Genomic DNA, 19,908 nt, shown 5'->3' on the forward strand with positions numbered 1-19,908 from the left:
ACCGGATCCTTCGCATGTAACGGCTATCGGCCCGCTTGTAGCTCCGTTGCGCGGTCCGGGCCAGCCTCATGCAAAGGCAGCAAATGCCGCCTGCCCCCCAATCGGCGCAGATGACATGACAAGGCCATCACGCCGACCGGGAACACGACACCATATCAACGCCGCAGCAGTCCACCTAGCGCGCCACGCACGAGGGAGCGGCCGATCGAACTGCCCAAGGAGCCGCCGACCTGCTTGCCGAGATCGGCCGCGATCCCGCCCACCACCTTGTCGGAGACCGAGCGGGCGACGTTGCGCGCGATCACCTGCGTGGTCGAGAGCTGGCCGCGCTTGACGTTGGTGCCGAAAATCGTCGCGGCGATGTCGCCGATCTTGCCGAGCACGCTGCCGGAGGAGGCTTCCGTCGTCGCGGCGGTTCCGCTGATCCGCTTCTGCAGCAGCTCGTAGGCGGACTCGGCGTCGATCGCGGTGTCGTATTTGCCCTTGACCGGGCTCGCGGCGATGATCGCCTTGCGCTCCTCCGGCGTGACGGGTCCGATGCGCGCCGACGGCGGCCGGATCAGGACGCGCTCCACCATCGCCGGCGTGCCGTTGCCCTCCAGGAACGACACCAGCGCCTCGCCCTTGCCGAGTTCGGTGATCACCTTGGCGGTGTCCAGCTTGGGATTGGGGCGGAAGGTGTCGGCGGCCGCGGCCACCGCCTTCTGATCGCGCGGCGTGAAGGCGCGCAGCGCGTGCTGCACGCGATTGCCCAATTGCCCGAGCACCCGGTCCGGAACATCGAGCGGATTCTGCGTGACGAAATAGACGCCGACACCCTTCGACCGGATCAGCCGCACCACCTGCTCGATCTTGTCCATCAGCGCCTTCGGCGCATCGTTGAACAACAGATGCGCCTCGTCGAAGAAGAAGACCAGCTTGGGCTTGGCGAGATCGCCGACCTCCGGCAGCTCCTCGAACAGCTCGGACAGCATCCACAACAGGAACGTCGCGTAGAGTCGCGGGCTCTCCAGCAGCCTGTCGGCGACGAGGATGTTGATCATGCCGCGGCCGTCGCGGTCGGTCTTCATGAAGTCGGTGAGCGCCAGCGCCGGCTCGCCGAAGAACTTCGTGCCGCCCTGGTTCTCGAGCACGAGCAACTGCCGCTGGATCGTGCCAACGGTCGCGCGCGTGACATTGCCGAACGACTGCGCCGCCTTCCGGATCGGCGCCAGCGGATCGGCCTCCGCATCCGCACCCTTCTTGCCGGCCTCCGGAATGATCGCGTCGAGCAGCGCGCGCAGATCCTTCATGTCGATCAGGGCGAGGCCGTTCTCGTCGGCCACGCGGAACGCGACGTTGAGCACGCCTTCCTGGACATCATTGAGGTCGAGCATCCGCGCCAGCAGCAGCGGTCCCATCTCGGTAACGGTGGCGCGCACCGGATGGCCCTGCTCCCCGAACACATCCCAAAATACCGTCGAGAACTGATCGGGCTGATAGGTGAGGCCGAGCTCGGTGGCGCGCTTGAGGATGAAGTCCTTCGCTTCGCCGGTCTGCGAGATGCCCGAGAGATCACCCTTGATGTCGGAGGCGAAGACCGGAACACCGGCACGGGCAAAACCCTCGGCCATCACCTGTAGCGAGACTGTCTTGCCGGTGCCGGTCGCGCCGGTGACCAGTCCATGGCGATTGGCAAGCGCAAGCGTCAACCAGGCCGGCTGCTCTCCGGCACCCACGAAGATCTTGTCGTCGGTATCAGCCACGGGTTTTCCGGATGGTGCCATGATGATCCATCTTTCGAGAGAGAATGTTTCGCATCACACGTGGTGCGGAGCATCGCGCGCGATAACATAGTTGAGTTTCGCGAGTTGGAACCAGCGTCAGGGTGCCTCACCTCTTCGCACGGCACGCACTCTTCTTAGCATTTGTGCTGCGCGATGCGCACGTTTGATCCGTGGATTCAACATCCGGTCTTGCATCGCTGCAACAGTTCATCGTCGATCGCGAATCGATTCGCGCACCGAGCCGGCTCCTCGCTTGTAATTCACGGATCGTCCGATCAAGATGAATTCAGCGAGAGGACATCCGGTCGTGGGGGACCGGATGAGACGGGGTTCACATGAACGAGTTGATTGAGCCGCTGGCCAGAACGGCCGGCATCAGTAAAGTCGTGGCTGAAATCATCGGCGTCGGGCCTGACTTCCTCAGCGGCAATGGACGGCAATGGCAGGCGCCGCAGCCGTCAGCCGGTGAACTTTTTGCGTTCGGCCGCGACCAAATCGAAGCCGATCAGTTGGCACGATCGCGACAGGCACACCCGGCCTGAGCCCGGTTGCCCCAAGCCCGACCGCCCGGGCCATATCACCTGAAGCACCTTCGCGCGCGCCGAGTATCATGACATATCCGATCACCGAACTCGAAGGCATGACGACCTTCTATGCCGCCAAGCTGAAAGCTTTGGGCATCCGGACCACCGACACATTTCTCGAAGCCGCCCGGACCGTGAAAGGGCGTAAGGCGCTCGCCGCCAAGACCGGCATCAGCGAGCAGCAACTGCTCGATTGGGCAAACGCCGCCGATTACATGCGCATTCCCGGCATGGGCAAGGCCAAGGTCTGCCTCGTCCGCGCAGCCGGGGTGACCACCGTGCGCGAGCTGGCGCACCGCAATCCCGCCCGGCTGGCGCAGAACATCAAGGAGGTGAACACCCGGCGGAAACTGGTTCGCATCCTGCCATCGGAGAAGTCGGTCGGCCAGCTCATCGAAAGGGCACGCCGGCTGGAGCCGAAGATCAGCTATTGACCAGCCTCTAGATTGACCGTGCTTGTGCAGTGCGACACCTTGACTTGAGGGTGGCAACCGCGCAAAGCGGCGCCCATGAGCGCCATTTCGCTGCACTCCGCCCCGGACCTCGCGTCGAGCCACCCGCTGCTGCGGAGCTGGCTTTCGCGTCCATTCCCGGCGGTGATGGGCATTCTCAACGTCACACCGGATTCGTTCTCGGACGGCGGCCGTTTCGATGCACCGGAACGCGCCATTGCGCAGGCCGAGCGCTTGATCGCGGCCGGCGCCGACATCATCGACATCGGTGCCGAGTCCACCCGGCCCTACAAGGGCGCGGTGCCGGTCACGGCCGAGGAGGAACTGGCGCGCCTGCAGCCGATCCTGCCCGCGGTCGTCGCACTCGGCGTGCCCGTGTCGATCGACAGCATGAAATCTCAAGTTGCAGGCTACGCGCTGGACCATGGTGCTGCGATCGCCAATGATGTGTGGGGTCTGCAGCGCGATCCCGCGATGGCCGATGTCGTCGCCGCGCATGGCGCGCCGATCGTGGTGATGCACAACCGTGCTGCCGTCGATCCGGAGATCGACATCGTCGCCGACATGATCGGCTTCTTCACGCGCTCGCTCGACATCGCGGCCAAGGCCGGCATTCCCCGTGGGAACATCGTGCTCGATCCAGGCATCGGCTTCGGCAAGACGGCGGAGCAGAGCATGATTGCGCTGGCCCGGCTCGATGCATTCGCATGCTTCGGGCTGCCGCTGCTGGTCGGCGCATCGCGAAAACGTTTCATCAGCACCGTGGTGGCGTCGGAGCCGCAGGAGCGGCTCGGCGGCTCGATCGCGGCGCATCTGATTGCGGCTCGGCGCGGTGCTGCAATCATCCGGGCGCATGACGTCGCCGAAACGGTTCAGGCCGTACGCGTGGCCGCGGCAATCGAGGCACTGCGATGACCGATACGATCTTCATCAAGGGCGTTCTCATCCACGCGCGTCATGGCGTGATGGAGCATGAGAGCGAGGTCGGCCAGCGCTTCGTGATCGACCTCGAGCTCTACACCGACCTTTCGGACTCCTCGCGCAGCGACCGCCTCGCCGATACCGTGTCCTATTCCGACGTGGTGGAGACGGCGACGGCGGCGTTCAAGGACTCCAACTATCGCCTGCTCGAACGCGCGGCCGGCGCGGTGGCCGATGCGATCCTGTCGACCTTCGCCCGCATTCGCGCCGTCAAGGTCACGGTGCACAAGCCGCATGCGCCGATCGCCGCCATCTTCGAGGATGTCGGCGTGGTGCTGACGCGCTCGCGGCATCCATGACGGCGATGGCGAGCGCGCTGGTTGCTCTCGGCGGCAATGTCGGAGACGTCAGGGCGACGTTCCGGCGCGCCATTCCGGAGATCTGTGCGCGCGCGTCGGCGGCGCTTATCGCGCGCTCGTCCGACTACATCACGCCGCCATGGGGCGAGGAGCAGCAGCCGCCCTTCATCAATGCCTGCATCGAGATCGCGACCGCGATGCCTCCACGGCCGCTGCTCGGCGTTCTGCACGCGGTCGAGCGCATGTTCGGCCGCAATCGCGCGCAGGAGACGCGGTGGGGTCCGCGGACGCTCGACCTCGATCTGATCGCCTATGACGATTTCGCGATCGACACCCCCGATCTCACGCTGCCGCACCCTCGGCTGTTCGAACGCGGCTTCGTGCTGGTACCGCTGGCCGAGATCGTGCCGGCGCGACAGATTGCCGGCCGCCGCGTCGATGAGGCCGTGCTCGCCGTTTCGCGCGACGGAATCCGGCCGTTGCCGTCAGCCGAATAGCTGACATCTCCGGCCAAACAACCGTTTGGCTTGGCCGTCCTGACGTGGCATTTTGCGCCACAACAATCGCGATAACAGACGCCCGGGAGACGCGATCCGCATGACGACCGAGACCGACGATCTGCGACTGGCCGCCGATTTTGCGCCGGCCGGCGAGGCGGACTGGCGCAAGCTGGTCGATGGCGTGCTGAAGGGCGCGGCCTTCGAGAAGCTGGTCGGCAAGACCTATGACGGGCTCGAGATCCAGCCGATCTATCCGCGCGCCAAGCATGCCGCGCCGGCCGCCGGCCGCGCGCCATCGGCGCCTTGGCAGATCATGCAGCGCGTCGATCATCCCGATCCGACCAAGGCCAATGCGCAGGCGCTGATCGACCTCGAGAATGGCGCGACCGGCTTGTCGCTGGTGTTTGCCGGGTCGAATGCCGCGCACGGCTTCGGCCTCGCCGCCAGCCCCGACGCAGTGGCGCGCGCGCTCGATGGCGTGCATCTCGATGCTGCGATTGCAATCGAATTGCACCTCGGCGACTCGCTCTCGCCCGCCTCGCTTCTCGCCGACACCGTCAAGCAGCGCGGCATCAAGGCCGCGGCCTGCGACATCCGGTTCGGCCTCGATCCGATCGGGCATGCGGCCGCTCGCGGCGCAAGCTCGCATGACGCATCGACGCTCGGCGGCAACTCGGGCGCGCTGGTCAAGCAACTGCACGAGGCCGGCTTCAAGGGCCCGTTCTTCGCCGCGGACGGCCGGGTCGTGCACGACGCCGGCGGATCGGAGGCGCAGGAGCTCGCTTTCGTGCTCGCCTCCGCCGTCGCCTATCTGCGGGCGCTCGAAGCCGAAGGCATCGCGCTCGAGACCGCGCGCGGCATGATCTATGGCCGGCTCGCCGCCGACACCGATCAGTTTCTCACGCTGGCGAAATTCCGCAGCCTGCGGCGGCTGTGGGCGCGCATCGAGGAGGCCTGCGGCCTGGCGCCAAAGCCGCTCTTCATCTCGGGCGAGACGGCGTGGCGCATGCTCACCCGGCGCGATCCTTACGTGAACATGCTGCGCGCCACCATCGCGACGTTCGCGGCCGGATTGGGCGGCGCCAATGCCGTGACGGTGCTGCCGCACACGGCCGCACTCGGCCTGCCCGACGCGTTCGCGCGCCGTGTCGCCCGCAACACGCAATTGGTGCTGCTGGAGGAAAGCAATCTCGCCCGCGTCGCCGATCCCGCCGCTGGTGCCGGCGGCATCGAGGCGCTGACCAGCGAGTTGTGCAGCGCCGCCTGGGCACTGTTCCAGGAGATCGAGAAGGCCGGCGGCGTCGTTGCGGCGTTGCAGGCGGGCCTCATCCAGACCAAGGTCGCCGCGGTGAAGCAGGCGCGCGATGCGAACATCGCCAAGCGGCGCGACGTGCTGACCGGCGCCAGTGAGTTTCCGAATCTCAACGAGGCCGAAGTCGCCGTGGAAGCGGTCGCCCCTCTGGCCGCGCCGCTGGCGGCCAAGGCTGCGCTCAGCTTCGCACCGCTCACGCCGATCCGCCTCGCTGAAGGATTTGAGCGGCTGCGTGACCGCTCCGACAGCCTGCTGAAGAGCCAGGGACAGCGCCCCTCGGTCTTCCTCGCCAATCTCGGCACCGCCGCCGACTTCACCGCCCGCGCGACCTTCGTCCGCAGCTTCTTCGAGGCCGGCGGCATCGCCGCGATCGACGGCCAGGGCGGCGCGGATCCGGCCGCGCTCGCAGATGCATACCGCGCCTCCGGCGCCGCGATCGCCTGCCTCTGCTCGTCGGACAAGGTCTATGCCGAGGCCGCGGTTCCGGCGGCCAAGGCCCTTCAGGCCGCGGGCGCACGACATATCTATCTGGCAGGCCGGGGCGGCGAGCGGGAAGCTGCGTTGCGTGAAGCAGGCATCGGCAGCTTCGTGTTCGCCGGCGGCGACGCGCTGAAGACGCTCGAGGACGCCTATACGCATCTGGAGTGAGCATGACCGACGACACCAAGCCTCTCCTGACCGGCGGCTGCCAATGCGGTGCCGTCCGCTTCGCGTTCAAGACCACGCCGAACAAGGTCAGCATCTGTCATTGCCGGATGTGCCAGAAAGCCTCCGGCGCGCCGTTCGCCTCGTTCGCTGAGATCGACCGCGAGCACTTCGCCTGGACGCGCGGTCAGCCCGCCGCGTTCCGTTCATCCACGATCGCCGAGCGCTTCTTCTGTCCCGCCTGCGGCACGCCGCTCGGCTTCGGGCGTATTGATGGGCCGCGGATCGAGATCATGACCGGCAGCTTCGACCGGCCGGACCGGGTGGTGCCGACGCGACAATATGGCTCGGAGTCGCGACTTGGCTGGGTGGTCGCGATCGCCAATCTGCCGAGCCAGACGACACAACAGAACTATGGACCGGAGAAGATGGCGACCATCGTCAGCCATCAGCATCCGGACCACGATTGAGACGAGGACGCCGGACCATGAGCCGCATTCCCGATTTCACCGCGATCGCGTTCGAGCCCACGGCCACGCCGGCTCTCGCAGGCCCAGCCGAGCCGTGGCTCACGCCCGAAGGCATTCCGGTGAAGCCCGCCTATGGCGAGGCCGATCTCGCCGGCATTGACTTCCTCGACACCTGGCCGGGCATCGCGCCGTTTATGCGCGGCCCCTACCCGACCATGTATGTCAACCAGCCATGGACCGTCCGGCAATATGCCGGCTTCTCCACGGCCGAGGATTCCAACGCCTTCTACCGGCGCAACCTCGCCGCCGGCCAGAAGGGCCTCTCGGTCGCCTTCGATCTCGCCACCCATCGCGGCTATGATTCCGATCATCCGCGCGTCGGCGGCGACGTCGGCATGGCCGGCGTCGCGATCGATTCCATCTACGACATGCGCACCCTGTTCGCCGGCATTCCGCTCGACCAGATGAGCGTGTCGATGACCATGAACGGCGCCGTGCTGCCGATCCTGGCGCTGTTCGTCGTCGCCGCCGAAGAGCAGGGCGTGCCGCCGGAGAAGCTGTCGGGCACCATTCAGAACGACATTCTGAAAGAGTTCATGGTGCGCAACACCTACATCTATCCGCCCTCGCCCTCGATGCGGATCATCTCCGACATTTTCGCCTTCACCTCGCAGAAGATGCCGAAGTTCAATTCCATTTCCATCTCCGGCTATCACATGCAGGAAGCCGGCGCGACGCAGGATCTCGAGCTCGCCTATACGCTCGCCGACGGCGTCGAATATCTGCGCGCCGGCATCGCCGCCGGACTCGACGTCGACCGCTTCGCGCCGCGGCTGTCGTTCTTCTGGGCGATCGGCATGAACTTCTTCATGGAGGTCGCCAAGCTCCGCGCGGCGCGCCTGCTGTGGGCGAAGCTCTTGAAGCCCTTCAATCCGAAAGACCCGCGCTCGCTGTCCTTGCGCACACACAGCCAGACCTCGGGCTGGTCGCTGACCGCGCAGGACGTCTACAACAACGTCGTGCGCACCGCCGTCGAGGCGATGGCAGCCACGCAAGGCCATACCCAGTCGCTGCACACCAACGCGCTCGACGAGGCGCTGGCGCTGCCGACCGACTTCTCCGCCCGCATTGCCCGCAACACCCAACTGTTCCTGCAGCAGGAGAGCGGCACCACCCGGATCATCGATCCCTGGGGCGGCTCGTATTATGTCGAGCGCCTCACCCGTGACCTCGCCGCCAAGGCCTGGGGCCACATCCAGGAGATCGAGGAGCTCGGCGGCATGGCCAAGGCGATCGAGGCCGGCGTGCCGAAGCTGCGCATCGAGGAAGCCTCGGCCAAGACCCAGGCGCGCATCGATACCGGCCGGCAGTCGGTGATCGGCGTCAACAAGTACAAGCCGACCGACGAGCCGCCGCTCGACGTGCTCAAGGTCGACAATTCCACCGTGCGCCGGCTGCAGATCGACAAGCTGTCGCGGCTCAAATCCGAGCGCAGGCAGGCCGAGGTCGATGCGGCGCTGTCGGCGCTCACGCGCTCGGCCGGCGACGGCAACGGCAACCTGCTGGCGCTCGCGATCGACGCGGCGCGCGCCAAGGCCACCGTCGGCGAGATTTCCGACGCGCTGGAGAAGGTGTTCGGCCGCCATCGCGCCGAGATCAAGTCCATCACCGGCGTCTACAAGCGGGAGATCGCCGCCATGTCCGGCAAAGCCGAGAAGCTGCAGGCGCTGATCGAGGCGTTCGAGGAGGCCGAGGGCCGCCGGCCACGCATCCTGGTCGCCAAGATTGGCCAGGACGGCCACGACCGCGGCCAGAAGGTGATCGCGTCGGCCTTCGCCGACATCGGTTTCGACGTCGACATCGGACCTTTGTTCGCCACCGCCGACGAGGCGGCGCGGCAGGCGGTGGAGAACGACGTGCACATTCTCGGCGTCTCGTCGCTGGCGGCCGCGCATCTCACCGCGGTGCCGGAGCTGAAGGCCGCGCTCAAGAAGCAGGGCCGCGAGGACATCATGATCATCGTCGGCGGCGTCGTGCCGCCGCAGGATTACGATGCGCTGTACAAGGCCGGCGCCGAGGCGATCTTCCCGCCGGGCACCGTCATCGCCGACGCCGCCGAGGAGCTGATCCAAAAGCTCAATGCGCGGCTGGGGCACAGCGAGGCGGCGGAGTAGTCCGACTGCGTCACACCCCACCGTCATTCCGGGGCAAGGCCAAAGGCCTTGAACCCGGAATCTCGACATTGTCTTGCGTCCATTCCCGAGAGCGTCGAGCTATTGACGCGCTGTAATCCATCGCCGCGCGTTCGATCTGGGCACGATCGAACCTTTGCGGTACGTGCGCGCACAGACAACCAAACCCGGATCACAAGCCTCATGTATTCTAACAAACTGCTTGTCGCCGCCCTGTTCGGCCTGCTCACCCTCTCGCCGGCGATCGCCGCCGAAGCCAAGCCCGATGCGTCGATCAAGACCAAGGCCGCCGAGGCCAGCGTCACGCTGAGTGCCGACATCAAGGCCGATCCGGCGCTCGCCGCGAATTGCCTCGCCGAAGGCCGCAAGTGGATGGACAAGCAGGCCGCGGACGCCGCCAAGGACTACAAGGCGGACAAGGAACTGTTCCGCGACGGCCCTTACACCTATGGCCGCGACTATTCGGTGCGTTCGATCGTCGCCGATCGCTATGTCAGCGTGCTGCGCAACGACTACATGGACACGCATGGCGCCCATCCCAACCGGACGGTCGACACCATCCTCTGGGACAAGGCCGCCGCCAAGCGCATCTCGATCCGCCCGTTCTTCAACGAGACCGCCGACAACGGTCCGACCATGACCGCGATCAGCAAGGCGATCATCGCCTCGCTGCGGGCAGAGAAGAAGGCGCGCGACGCCGGCGACACCGACGAGTGGTGGTTGAAGAGCGTCGAGCCGAAGCTGCTCGGCATTGGCGCCGTCACGCTCGCGCCCTCGACGCTGGCCGGCAAGAGCTCGGGCCTCACCTTCCACTATCCGCCCTACGCCGTCGGCGCCTACGCGGAGGGCGACTATGTCGCCTTCGTGCCCTGGGAAACGCTGAAGCCCTATCTCAGCGCGGAGGGGCAGGCGATCTTCGGCGGCGCGAGGCCGAAGGGGGATGCCGAGGAGAACTAGCTGGCCGGGCCGCTCGCATCCGCTATAACGGGCGCATGTCCTCTCGTTCTCCTTCGCCAAATACCACGGCCTTGGCCGACGATATCAGCGCCGGCAGCCGCGCGGCGCTGGCGCGCGCGATCACGCTGGTCGAGAGCCGCCGCGCCGACCATCAAGCCGCCGCGCGCGAGCTGGTACAGGCGCTGCTGCCACGGACGGGGCACGCGATCCGCGTCGGCATCACCGGCTCGCCCGGCGTCGGCAAGTCCACCACGATCGATGCCCTCGGCATGTTCCTGATCGGACAGGGCCACAAGGTCGCGGTGCTCGCGGTCGACCCCTCGTCGGCGCGAACCGGCGGTTCGATTCTCGGCGACAAGACGCGGATGGCGCGATTGTCCCATCACGAGCACGCCTTCATCCGCCCCTCGCCCTCGTCGGGCACGCTCGGCGGCGTCGCCGCCAAGACGCGCGAGGCGATGCTGCTGTGCGAGGCCGCAGGCTTCGACGTGATCCTGGTCGAGACGGTCGGCATCGGCCAGTCCGAAACCGCGGTCTGCGACATGACCGATTTCTTCCTCGCCCTGATGCTGCCCGGCGGCGGCGACGAGCTGCAGGGCATCAAGAAGGGCCTGGTCGAGCTCGCCGACATGATCGCGATCAACAAGGCCGATGGCGACAACGTCAAGCGCGCCAACATCACCGCCGCCGACTATCGCGGCGCGCTGCATCTGCTCAGCCCCCGCTCCGAGCACTGGCATCCGCCGGTCGTGACCTATTCGGCGATGGCCGGGACGGGCATTGCCGAGCTGTGGCAGAAGGTCCTGGATCATCGCAAGGCGATGATCGCCTCCGGCGAGTTCGCCGCGCGGCGGCGCGACCAGCAGGTGAAATGGATGTGGACCATGCTCGAGCAGCGCCTGATGGCGCGGCTGCGCACCGATCCATCCATCCGCGCGAAGGTGAAGAGGCTGGAGAGCGACGTCGCCGAGGGCCGCGTCGCGCCGGCGCTCGCCGCCGAGCAGCTTGCGGAGATGCTGACATGAGCGAGCGGCCGCGCATCCTGATCACCGGATTCGGCCCGTTTCCCGGCGCGCCGTCCAATCCGACCATGCCGCTGGTGAAGCGGTTGTCCGAGCTGCGGCGGCCAGCGCTGGATGACATCGCCATCAGCAGCCACATTTTTCACGTGACCTATGCGACCGTGGATCGCGAGCTGCCCGCGCTGATCGCCGAGCGGCGCCCGCATGCGCTCATGATGTTCGGCCTCGCCGGGCGAACGTCCTATCTGCGGATCGAGACGCGCGCCCGCAACGCGATCACCACGACCTTCCCGGATGCCGACCGCCACGTCGCGCGCAAGGGCGTGATCGTCCCGGGTGCACATCCGATGCCGTTCGGCCCGCACATGGCGCGGCTGCTGCGCGCGGCGCGCGCCACCGGCATCGATGCCCGGGCCTCGCGCGATGCCGGCAGCTATCTCTGCAACTATCTGAGCTGGCGCGCGATCGAGGCGACCAAGGCCGCCGAAGGGCCGCGGCTCGCCGCCTTCATCCACATTCCTCCCTTGCCGCGTGCCGGCACGGCGTTGCCGCACGGCAGTTCGCGCATCACGCTGGAGGGGCTCGTCGATGCCGGCGAAGCGATGCTGACGGAGCTGGTCAAGGTCGTGCGACAGGCGTCCTGTCGCACGAGCTGACGCCGATGGTGGTATGACCGCTGACGGTCAGCGCGGGATATCAGATGCTCCAGCGGCGCCGACCGCCAAATCCCCCACCGATCAAGCGCAGCAGGAGCAACAGGACCACGGCGCCGATGAAGGCGTTGATGATCGCGGCGACCAGTCCGACACCCAGATGAATGCCGAGCTGCGGCAACAGCCAGTTGCCGATGAAGGCACCGAGGAGGCCGACGATCAGGTCGCCGATCAGGCCGAAGCCGCCGCCTTCCATGACGCGGCCTGCGAGCCAGCCCGCGACAATGCCCACGAACAGAATAACCAGTAGACTCTCATTTGACAGATGCATGACCCTCTCCTCGCCGATCCATTGCGGGAACAATGTCCCCGAGTCCCATTGGTTCCCTCGGGAGAGGCTCACCGGTTCGACGGGCAACCCACGCCGGCGGGCGATCTGACGTGAAGATTTAACCCTACCGCCAACAATCCCGGGCGCAGGCGCTCATCCTCGGCATCAGCATTGAGACTTTCAGCTTAAGTCGTGGCCGCACATCATCTTTTGCGCGAGACGCTGACCATGGATGTCAATCGCCGCCGCATTCTGGCTGGATCGGCTGCCGGCGCCGCCGGGGCATTGGCCCTGCCGGCGGATGCCGCGCAGGCCGCCCCCCTGATCTCCACACTCGGCCGCGACGCCACGCAATATGGCGTCAAGCCCAACAGTCCCGACGACCAGACCCGCGCGCTGCAGCGTGCGATCGACGAGGCCACCCGCGCCCAGGTGCCGCTGGCGCTGCCGCCGGGCACCTACAGGACCTCGATGCTGCGGCTTGCCAGGGGCAGCCAGATGGTCGGCGTCCGGGGTGCCACCAAGCTCGTGTTCACCGGTGGCGGCCCGTCGATGCTGTCAGCAGAAGGCGCTGACGGCCTCGGCATCAGCGGCGTCGCGCTCGACGGCGGCGGCATTGCCCTGCCCCAGCGGCGCGGCCTGCTTCACGTTGCAGCCGGCAACGATGTCAGGATCGATGATTGCGAGATCACCCGCTCCGGCGGCAGCGGCATCTGGCTCGAGCAGGTTTCCGGCGACGTCAGCGGCAACGTCCTCACCGACATCGCGGTCACCGCGATCGTGTCGTTCGATGCCCTCGGGCTGATCGTGTCGCGCAATACCATCAAGGGGACGCGCGACAACGGCATCGAGATCCTGCGCACCGCGATCGGCGACGACGGCACGATGGTGCTCGACAACAGCATCACGGACATCAAGGCCGGCCCCCGCGGCTCGGGCCAGTACGGCAACGCCATCAACGCCTTTCGCGCCGGCAACGTGATCGTGCGCGGCAACCGCATCAGGAATTGCGACTACTCGGCGGTGCGCGGCAACTCGGCCTCCAACATCCAGATCGTCGGCAACAGCGTCAGCGACGTGCGCGAGGTCGCGCTCTACTCGGAGTTCGCATTCGAGGGCGCCGTCATCTCAGGCAATACGGTGGACGGCGCCGCGTTCGGCGTGTCCGTGTGCAACTTCAACGAAGGCGGCCGCATCGCGGTGGTCCAGGGCAACATCATCCGCAATCTGATCCCGAAGCGGCCGGTCGGCACAGCACCCGACGACGATGCCGGCATCGGCATCTATGTCGAGGCGGACTCCGCGGTGACCGGCAACGTGGTCGAGAATGCCCCGTCCTACGGCATCGTCGCCGGCTGGGGCCGATATCTCAGGGACGTGGCGATCTCCGGCAACGTCATTCGCAATGCGCTCGCGGGCGTCGGCGTGTCCGTCGTTCCGGGCGCGGGCACGGCGCTCGTCAGCAACAACATGATCTCCGGCACCCCGCGCGGCGCGGTGATCGGACTTGATCACATCAAGCCGGTGACATCGGACCTGACGCAGGACGGGACGCAAGGCTATGCGCAGCTCGTGGTCAGCGGCAACGCCGTGCGACGAAGCTGAGCCGCCGCTTCAAATCGGCCGAGCGCTCGGCCTCATTTGCGTGATCGCGACACCGGTGATCGCCAGCAGCCCGCCCGCAATCAGCTTCGGTGTCATCCGTTCGTCCAGGAACAATACGCTCGAGATCAGGGCGAACACCGGAAGCAGCAGGCTGAACGGTGCGACGCGGCTCATGGAGTAGCGGGCGATCAACCAGAACCAGACGCCAAACCCGACAATTCCGCCGATGAAGACCGTGTAGGCGAGCGCCAGCCATCCGCGTTCATCCGCCGCGGAAAGGCTAGCCACCTGGCCATATTCGAGGAACGACGACATGGTCATGACTTGCGGCACGGTGAGCAGCGACGACCATCCCATCAGCATCAGCGGTTCAAAAGGGCCGTAGCGCTTGGTCAGGACGTTGGACACCGCGAATGCGAAGGCTGCGCCAACCACCAGCAGCAGCGGAAGCACGTTTGCCGTCAGACCCGGCTCGGCCGCCAGCACGACCACGCCGGCGAATGCAAGTCCTACTCCAGCACATGTGGAGAGGGACGGCTTCTCCGCCAGCAGCGGCCACGCCAACAGGACGGTGAAGGGCGTGGCGAGTTGATAGGCGACGGCTGACATGCTTCCCGAGCCGAGCCCAAGACCAACATAGAACAGCCCGAAGTTCAGGCCGCCCAGGAAAACGGAAATGACTGCGATGTGACCGAGCTGCTGACGCGTCGGCCTTTTGACGAACGGAACGAGCAGCAGCGCGATGGCCAGAAATCGAAGCGCGAGAAAGAACAGCGGCGGAAACTCCGTCACCCCCACTTTGATGACGACGAACTGATAACCCCACAGTAATGGAACGGCCACCGAGCAGAGAATCTGGACGATGGTCATGGCATTCTCCATTTAAGGACTGATCAGTCCAGATATAGGACGCTCAACAACAAGGCGCTCAACGGTTTCTATCGAATGACGCGGTCGAGAAGCGCGTCAACGGTGGCTTGCGATGTGATCGGCGCCGGCCCCGTCTTGCCGACCACGCGCAGCCCCTCGACGAAACAGACGAGAATTCGCGCGGCACTCGAAGGTTCGACACCCTCGGCCAGTTTGCCCGCCATCTTCGCGCGGGACAGTGCATCCGCCACCCGGATCTCCATGGCCTTGAAGAAACTCGCGATGCGCCGACCAACTTCGGCGTCCTGGCCAGCAAGCTCCATGGCTGTCGCCACCAGGAGGCAGCCGCGCCGACCTTTGGCCCCGCAGGTGCGGTCGACGTAGCCGGCAAGATAGGCCCGCAGGCCGTCGACCGGCTCCCTGCTTGGATCGAGCTCGGTATCCATGCGGGCCAGGGCATCGGCGATGTAACGGTCAAGCGCGAGCAGGAACAGCGAGTGCTTGTCACCGAACGCGGCGTAGAGGCTGCCACGCGAGAGCTTCGTTGCCTGAAGAAGATCAGGCAGCGCCGTCGCGTGATAGCCACGCGACCAAAACACACCCATTGCCCGCTCGACAGCGGCGTCCATGTCGAAACTTCGCGGGCGCCCACGCGGCAACTGCATCGGAGTCTGGCGGCTCATGACCGATATATGGACCATTCGGTCTTGAAATCAAGTGACGAGATTGAGAGCCGCTTGCGGTCCCCTTGACTGCGATGCGGAGTGGGTCTGGAGCTCGCCCTGCGCCTAGAACGCGACCGCCAGCGCTGGATAGCGGCGCTCGATGGCATCGAGATCGACCACCGGCTCGTCATACTCGGCGTCGGATTGAATGCCGATGCTCAAGGCCTGCTCCAGGGCGAACATGTCGATGCGGGACGGCGCGACGGTCGGCTCCGGCGCGATGTCGTCTTCGGCCACATACTCGGGTTCGATGACGTCGTCCGGTTCCAGATCATCCGCGGCCAGCTCGATCTCGGGCTCGACGATGATCTCGGACTCCGCAAGGATGGTTTCGAGCGAAGGCGGCAGCGCAATGGGGCGCCGCTCGATGGGATGATTCTCATGCAGACGGAGTTTGATCGGCTCAGGCTCGGCGGGGCGCGCGGGCGCCGGTGGCGCAGCCACAACGGCAGCCGGCCTCTGGCTGGGCACGATGCTCACCTGCTCGGGCTCGGCGCGGGATAGCGCCTGCCAGGTTTGCACCGCGGCTTTGGCCTGGCGGATATCGTCCAGGAGAGACTGTTCGGTGTAGTAGCGGCGCCAGCGGCCGCTCTGGAACAGCTCGGTCAGATGGTCCAGGCGCCTTTCGGCAAGCGCGCACCAGCGTGCAGCCAGTTCGCGGCTGCAAGCCACGTCCGGTCGATGTGTCATGGGGGAGCCCGTGAGATAAGGGGACGGACGCACTCGGCACGAATCAACGCAACGTGACGTGAATATTTTGTGGAAAAGGTTAACAAAGTCTAGCTAATGCCATGTTGTTTGGCAGCCAAACCGTAGTCGTGCGGAAATTTTGTCCGTGTTTTTTCGGGCTTTGGCCAGGCGCGGAGCGCGAACGCGACCAACGGCATCCCTAGACAACCCAAGGATGTTCGACTCGGGGCGCGCGAGACACTGCCGGATATCGACGTTTCCGGGCTTCGACCTCGCCTAAAATGAAAGACCCGTCCGGGGGGACAACCGGACGGGTCGAGCCATATGGGCGCTTGGGGTGGATGGGCGCTCGCGCCGTATATAGCCTTGGGGAGGGGATCACCGCTCCCACATGCTTTCTGTCGTGATCGCCCCGCTGCACGTTCAAGGCGAGCGGGAGATTTTCGGAACGTTCACGAAAACGTTGGCGTCATTGCTGCGCGGGCCGAAGCGCGTCGCCGGCTGGAGATGCCGCGGTCACCGCGGCCGACGCCGGGCGCAACTCGCGGGCCGCCGTGGGCTCCGTTTGCAGCCCCGCGGAAGGCACAGCAGCAGCGGGCGCATCCTGCGGCGCGGCCACGGCCTGGACCGCCGCCAATGCATCCGCCTGCCCTGCCCCGAACAGATCGTCGCGTCCGGGCGTCCCGAGATCGCGCGCGGTCCCGGTCAGCACGGTCCGCACCGTCTCCGGCTTCAGCGCCGGATTGCGCTCCAGCACCAGCGCCGCAAGCCCGCTGACATAGGCCGCGGAAAACGAGGTGCCCGAGATGATCTGATATTTTCCGTCCGGCGCTGGCAGGAATATCTCGGCGCCGGGCGCGGCCAGCGCGATGTAATTGCCGCGGTTCGACGCCGGCAGCAACTGATCCCGGTCATCGGTCGCACTGACGGCGATGACGTTCGGATTACCCGCAGGATAGAGCGGCGGCGACTTGGCCCCGGCATTGCCGGCCGCGGCGACCATCACGACGCCCTTGGAAGCGACCGCCGCGATCGCGCGCTCGATCACCGCATCCTTCGGGCCGGCGAAGCTCATGTTGACGATCTGCGCGCCGTGCAGGGCCGCGTAGTCCAGCGCCTTCAGGATCACATAGGAGCTGCTCTCCGGCCCGCCGCCTTTCTTGGCCATGCCGAAGGCGCGGATGGCGATGATGCGTGCATAGGGCGCGCTGCCCATCAACCGCTTGTGCGACACGATCACGCCGGCGATGCCGGTGCCGTGCGCATGCGGCCCCTCGTCGCCGCCGAGCGCGTCGAATGCGTCGAACGACGCGTCGGCGAATTCCGGGTGCTTGAGATCGATCCCGGAATCGATCACCGCGATGGTGACATTGAAGCCCTGGGCCAGCCTGTGCGCTTCGGGCAGCCGCAGCTTCGCCAGCGCGTATTGCGCCGGATCGCCCTCGACGGGCGGCGCGCTCTGCTGCTGCAGCGTGTAGCGGTAGTTCGGCTGCACCGAACGCACCCTGGCATCCGCCGCGAGCGCACGGCTGACCGCCTGCACCGAGCGGCGATCGGTGATCCGGAACAGACCGATTGTGGCGCCGATCAGCGGAAAGCGCTGCGAGCTGATGCGCTGCAGGCCATGGCGGCGCGCCAGCGCGTCGGCCTGGTCCGTCGAGAGACCGTCATCGATTTCGGCGACGATCTCGTTGGCGATGGTCCGCGGGTCGACCGCGGCCGCAGCTTTCGGCTCGCCCCGCTGCGTCACCTTGGCGGACCTGCCCTTGTCCAATCTTCCTTGGGACCGCCGGCCCAGTTCGTCCGCCGTCACCGGCCGACGGTCGAGACATTCACCCGAGGCGCTGCGATCCGCCGGGTCGCAGGACGCCTGCAGGTTCGGTGCAAATCGCGCATTGGGCAAGGTCGGGCGCACGGTCATCGCCGTCGGCGGCGGCGCACGCATCGCGGTGCCCGGGTTGATGCTCGGCACCCGGCTCGGGATGTTGATGTTGGGCGAACGCATCATCGCCTGGGCATGGGCACTGAGGTCGCCACCTGCGAAAGCAGGCATTGCGACGACAATCAGCATCGCGACCGATCTGGCGAACTGGAGCGGCGAAGTAGACGACATGGAGCCTCCGAATGACGTTCGGACGGCGCGGGCCTATTGCGCGGCCACCGCGAGGCTGACGATCTTCTCGCGCGCCAGACGGCCGATCAGGCTGTCGGCCTCGGCCTTCGACAACGGCCGGTCGCCGAGTTGCAGCTTGAACAGGCCGCCCTTGGCGCCCTCGACGATCGAGGCTTGGTAGCTGTCGAGCAGCACCGAGATGTCGGCCATGCGCGCATCCGGCGCGAACCGCACCAGCGCATAGGCGGGCGCGGTCGATCCGGCGACCTGCGGTCCGAGGCCGCGGATCAGCGGTGCGGCCGGGGCCGGGGCTTCGGCCATCCGCGAACGCGTCATGCTCTCGGGCGCCCGCTCCGCCGGGGCCGGCGCAGCGGCGCTCGGCGGCGGCGGCGCGGCCATCGGCCTGCTCGCGGGCTCGGGCGCCGCGGTCTTGTCCTGGACCGAGGCGGTCTGATAGGTCGCGGTCTGCGAGCGCATCAGCACGGCGCCGATCACGCCGGCCTGCGCCAGCACCAGCAGCGCGCCGAGGCTGACGGTCCACGCCAGGGTCCGCGGCGACAGGCTGTCGAAGAAATCCATCAGCCGCGCGCTGAAGCCGCGCGGCGCGGCAGGCTTCTGCACCGGATCCGCCTCGATCGCCGCAAACAGCTTCTGCATCGCACGCATCGACGGCGCGCCGAGGCTTTCGTTCAGCGCGATGGTCTCGGCATATTCCTTCTGGATCTCCGCATACTGCCTGGCGAGATCGGCATCGTTGGCGAGAGCCTCCTCGACCCGGCGCATGTCGCGCGCGCTCAGCGTGCCGGCGGCGTACCACGGCAGCAGGAGTTCGATCTCTCCGGGCTCTTGCTCCAGCATCTTGCTCAAAGCCATCATGGCCAGCCTCTCTCAATGCCGGCCGCTTTCAGGAGTTCGGCCAATTTCTTGCGCGCATAGAACAGGCGCGTCTTGACGGTGTTTTCCGGAATTCCGACGATCTCGGCCACCTCCTCCACGGACTTCTCGTGGTAGTAGACGAGATCGACGATCTCCCGGTGATCAGGCGAAAGCGCCGTCAGGCACTTGCGCAATGCTTCGCCGGTATTCTTCTTCTGGACCGCGACCTCCGGATCGTCGGAGGTATCCTCGATCGCGTTCGCGGCCTCGTCTTCCAGCTCAACGTCCTTCCGGCGCCGAAGGGCCGACAGGGCCTTGAACCGCGTGATCGCCAGGAGCCAGGTGGAGACGGCAGAACGGCCTTCGAACTTGCCGGCCTGACGCCACACGTCGAGAAAGACCTCGCTGATGAGGTCTTCCGCGACCTGCTCGTCCCGCACGAGCCGGAGCCCGAAACGGTACACCCTGACATGGTGCCGTCCGTACAGCACCTGCATGGCGAGCCGGTCGCCTTGAGCGATCCGGGCAATCAGGGTTTCATCTGACGCCGCTGCTGTCACGCTCAATGGCCGTCTCGCAAGATTGGTCTGGAGGATTGACGTCGCGGTTCGAACACAACCGCAAAAATCTTCAAAATACCGGAAAGATACGTCCCGAAATGTGAGTTGGCGCACAGACTTGCAGATTTCGCTGCAGCGCCCAGGTCGATCGCGACCAGCGGGTTCCCGCCTACCATGTTCCGCCCGTTCCCGCCAACTGCGCGCCCTGAAAGCCGTAGATTCCCCGTCGCAGCACGACGCCGGCGGCCTCTTCGTCCATGCCCATAGATACCAAAGTTAAATGCTTTCCCACGTAGATTTTAAGC

Annotated in this window: 20 protein-coding genes; 12 read left to right on the top strand and 8 right to left on the bottom strand. The window is 66.2% G+C overall.

Annotated features, from left to right (window positions below):
* Positions 1-155 precede the first annotated feature (155 nt).
* On the bottom strand, positions 156-1,766 hold the full coding sequence (locus QW863_RS18525; protein WP_315716102.1) for a helicase HerA-like domain-containing protein: 1,611 nt from the start codon (positions 1,764-1,766) through the stop codon (positions 156-158).
* Positions 1,767-2,101: 335 nt separating this feature from the next.
* Here QW863_RS18525 and QW863_RS18530 point away from each other — a divergent pair, with 335 nt between their 5' ends.
* The 11 genes from QW863_RS18530 (at position 2,102) to QW863_RS18580 (ending at position 11,836) form a co-directional block, all read left to right on the top strand.
* Positions 2,102-2,308, top strand: a complete 207-nt coding sequence (locus QW863_RS18530; protein WP_315716101.1) for a hypothetical protein — start codon at positions 2,102-2,104, stop codon at positions 2,306-2,308.
* Positions 2,309-2,376: 68 nt separating this feature from the next.
* On the top strand, positions 2,377-2,784 hold the full coding sequence (locus QW863_RS18535; protein WP_315716100.1) for a DUF4332 domain-containing protein: 408 nt from the start codon (positions 2,377-2,379) through the stop codon (positions 2,782-2,784).
* A 75-nt stretch (positions 2,785-2,859) separates the two neighbouring features.
* Positions 2,860-3,717: a dihydropteroate synthase gene (gene folP, locus QW863_RS18540; RefSeq protein ID WP_315716099.1), complete on the top strand. Its 858-nt coding sequence runs from the start codon at positions 2,860-2,862 to the stop codon at positions 3,715-3,717.
* The gene (folB, locus tag QW863_RS18545; RefSeq protein WP_315716098.1) at positions 3,714-4,082 is read left to right on the top strand and encodes a dihydroneopterin aldolase; all 369 of its coding nucleotides are present in this window, start codon (positions 3,714-3,716) and stop codon (positions 4,080-4,082) included. Before folP ends, folB begins: the two co-directional genes overlap by 4 nt.
* A 5-nt stretch (positions 4,083-4,087) precedes the next feature.
* Positions 4,088-4,579 carry a 2-amino-4-hydroxy-6-hydroxymethyldihydropteridine diphosphokinase gene (gene folK, locus QW863_RS18550; RefSeq protein ID WP_315716198.1) on the top strand — a complete coding sequence of 164 codons (492 nt, stop codon included), beginning with the start codon at positions 4,088-4,090 and terminating at the stop codon, positions 4,577-4,579.
* 100 nt (positions 4,580-4,679) lie between these two features.
* Positions 4,680-6,542: a methylmalonyl-CoA mutase subunit beta gene (locus QW863_RS18555; protein WP_315716097.1), complete on the top strand. Its 1,863-nt coding sequence runs from the start codon at positions 4,680-4,682 to the stop codon at positions 6,540-6,542.
* A gap of 2 nt (positions 6,543-6,544) precedes the next feature.
* The gene (locus QW863_RS18560) at positions 6,545-7,009 is read left to right on the top strand and encodes a GFA family protein (RefSeq protein ID WP_315716096.1); all 465 of its coding nucleotides are present in this window, start codon (positions 6,545-6,547) and stop codon (positions 7,007-7,009) included.
* A gap of 17 nt (positions 7,010-7,026) precedes the next feature.
* Positions 7,027-9,183, top strand: a complete 2,157-nt coding sequence (scpA, locus tag QW863_RS18565) for a methylmalonyl-CoA mutase (protein WP_315716095.1) — start codon at positions 7,027-7,029, stop codon at positions 9,181-9,183.
* Positions 9,184-9,384: 201 nt separating this feature from the next.
* Positions 9,385-10,158 carry an RsiV family protein gene (locus tag QW863_RS18570; RefSeq protein ID WP_315716093.1) on the top strand — a complete coding sequence of 258 codons (774 nt, stop codon included), beginning with the start codon at positions 9,385-9,387 and terminating at the stop codon, positions 10,156-10,158.
* Between the two features lie 35 nt (positions 10,159-10,193).
* Entirely contained in the window at positions 10,194-11,183 is a 990-nt protein-coding gene (meaB, locus tag QW863_RS18575) for a methylmalonyl Co-A mutase-associated GTPase MeaB (RefSeq protein ID WP_315716092.1), read from the top strand.
* Positions 11,180-11,836 (top strand): pyroglutamyl-peptidase I, encoded by a 657-nt coding sequence (locus tag QW863_RS18580; RefSeq protein ID WP_315716091.1) that lies wholly within the window; start codon positions 11,180-11,182, stop codon positions 11,834-11,836. Before meaB ends, QW863_RS18580 begins: the two co-directional genes overlap by 4 nt.
* Before the next feature lie 40 nt (positions 11,837-11,876).
* On the opposite strand, the gene QW863_RS18585 is transcribed toward QW863_RS18580, so the two are convergent.
* Positions 11,877-12,164, bottom strand: a complete 288-nt coding sequence (locus tag QW863_RS18585; protein WP_315716090.1) for a GlsB/YeaQ/YmgE family stress response membrane protein — start codon at positions 12,162-12,164, stop codon at positions 11,877-11,879.
* A 228-nt stretch (positions 12,165-12,392) separates the two neighbouring features.
* Here QW863_RS18585 and QW863_RS18590 point away from each other — a divergent pair, with 228 nt between their 5' ends.
* Positions 12,393-13,769, top strand: a complete 1,377-nt coding sequence (locus tag QW863_RS18590; RefSeq protein ID WP_315716089.1) for a TIGR03808 family TAT-translocated repetitive protein — start codon at positions 12,393-12,395, stop codon at positions 13,767-13,769.
* 9 nt (positions 13,770-13,778) lie between these two features.
* Here QW863_RS18590 and QW863_RS18595 read toward each other — a convergent pair whose 3' ends face one another.
* The 6 genes from QW863_RS18595 to QW863_RS18620 all read right to left on the bottom strand — a co-directional run bounded on the left by QW863_RS18595 (position 13,779) and on the right by QW863_RS18620 (position 19,609).
* The gene (locus QW863_RS18595; protein ID WP_315716088.1) at positions 13,779-14,639 is read right to left on the bottom strand and encodes a DMT family transporter; all 861 of its coding nucleotides are present in this window, start codon (positions 14,637-14,639) and stop codon (positions 13,779-13,781) included.
* Positions 14,640-14,707: 68 nt separating this feature from the next.
* Positions 14,708-15,304, bottom strand: coding sequence for a TetR/AcrR family transcriptional regulator (locus QW863_RS18600; protein WP_315768147.1), 597 nt, complete (start codon positions 15,302-15,304; stop codon positions 14,708-14,710).
* A gap of 123 nt (positions 15,305-15,427) precedes the next feature.
* Positions 15,428-16,036 carry a TIGR03809 family protein gene (locus QW863_RS18605; RefSeq protein WP_315768148.1) on the bottom strand — a complete coding sequence of 203 codons (609 nt, stop codon included), beginning with the start codon at positions 16,034-16,036 and terminating at the stop codon, positions 15,428-15,430.
* Positions 16,037-16,523: 487 nt separating this feature from the next.
* Complete coding sequence (locus QW863_RS18610) at positions 16,524-18,167, bottom strand: S8 family serine peptidase (protein ID WP_409977943.1); 1,644 nt, start codon at positions 18,165-18,167, stop codon at positions 16,524-16,526.
* A gap of 33 nt (positions 18,168-18,200) precedes the next feature.
* Positions 18,201-19,043 carry a hypothetical protein gene (locus tag QW863_RS18615; RefSeq protein ID WP_315768150.1) on the bottom strand — a complete coding sequence of 281 codons (843 nt, stop codon included), beginning with the start codon at positions 19,041-19,043 and terminating at the stop codon, positions 18,201-18,203.
* A complete protein-coding gene (locus QW863_RS18620) occupies positions 19,040-19,609 on the bottom strand; it encodes a sigma-70 family RNA polymerase sigma factor (protein ID WP_008961196.1) in 570 nt (189 codons plus the stop codon). Before QW863_RS18620 ends, QW863_RS18615 begins: the two co-directional genes overlap by 4 nt.
* Positions 19,610-19,908: the final 299 nt, after the last annotated feature.

Source organism: Bradyrhizobium sp. SZCCHNR1017, assembly GCF_032381375.1.
Taxonomy (GTDB): Bacteria; Pseudomonadota; Alphaproteobacteria; order Rhizobiales; family Xanthobacteraceae; genus Bradyrhizobium.

Bases quoted from the DNA above. Each gene is read 5' to 3' on its own strand.
- QW863_RS18535 (WP_315716100.1), top strand. From the start codon at position 2,377: ATGACATATCCGATCACCGAACTCGAAGGCATGACGACCTTCTATGCC.
- QW863_RS18610 (WP_409977943.1), bottom strand. From the start codon at position 18,167: ATGTCGTCTACTTCGCCGCTCCAGTTCGCCAGATCGGTCGCGATGCTG.
- QW863_RS18560 (WP_315716096.1), top strand. From the start codon at position 6,545: ATGACCGACGACACCAAGCCTCTCCTGACCGGCGGCTGCCAATGCGGT.
- folP (WP_315716099.1), top strand. From the start codon at position 2,860: ATGAGCGCCATTTCGCTGCACTCCGCCCCGGACCTCGCGTCGAGCCAC.
- QW863_RS18595 (WP_315716088.1), bottom strand. From the start codon at position 14,639: ATGACCATCGTCCAGATTCTCTGCTCGGTGGCCGTTCCATTACTGTGG.
- meaB (WP_315716092.1), top strand. From the start codon at position 10,194: ATGTCCTCTCGTTCTCCTTCGCCAAATACCACGGCCTTGGCCGACGAT.
- QW863_RS18615 (WP_315768150.1), bottom strand. From the start codon at position 19,043: ATGATGGCTTTGAGCAAGATGCTGGAGCAAGAGCCCGGAGAGATCGAA.
- QW863_RS18530 (WP_315716101.1), top strand. From the start codon at position 2,102: ATGAACGAGTTGATTGAGCCGCTGGCCAGAACGGCCGGCATCAGTAAA.
- QW863_RS18600 (WP_315768147.1), bottom strand. From the start codon at position 15,304: ATGCAGTTGCCGCGTGGGCGCCCGCGAAGTTTCGACATGGACGCCGCT.
- QW863_RS18570 (WP_315716093.1), top strand. From the start codon at position 9,385: ATGTATTCTAACAAACTGCTTGTCGCCGCCCTGTTCGGCCTGCTCACC.
- QW863_RS18580 (WP_315716091.1), top strand. From the start codon at position 11,180: ATGAGCGAGCGGCCGCGCATCCTGATCACCGGATTCGGCCCGTTTCCC.
- QW863_RS18585 (WP_315716090.1), bottom strand. From the start codon at position 12,164: ATGCATCTGTCAAATGAGAGTCTACTGGTTATTCTGTTCGTGGGCATT.
- QW863_RS18555 (WP_315716097.1), top strand. From the start codon at position 4,680: ATGACGACCGAGACCGACGATCTGCGACTGGCCGCCGATTTTGCGCCG.
- scpA (WP_315716095.1), top strand. From the start codon at position 7,027: ATGAGCCGCATTCCCGATTTCACCGCGATCGCGTTCGAGCCCACGGCC.
- QW863_RS18590 (WP_315716089.1), top strand. From the start codon at position 12,393: ATGGATGTCAATCGCCGCCGCATTCTGGCTGGATCGGCTGCCGGCGCC.
- QW863_RS18525 (WP_315716102.1), bottom strand. From the start codon at position 1,766: ATGGCACCATCCGGAAAACCCGTGGCTGATACCGACGACAAGATCTTC.
- folB (WP_315716098.1), top strand. From the start codon at position 3,714: ATGACCGATACGATCTTCATCAAGGGCGTTCTCATCCACGCGCGTCAT.
- folK (WP_315716198.1), top strand. From the start codon at position 4,088: ATGGCGAGCGCGCTGGTTGCTCTCGGCGGCAATGTCGGAGACGTCAGG.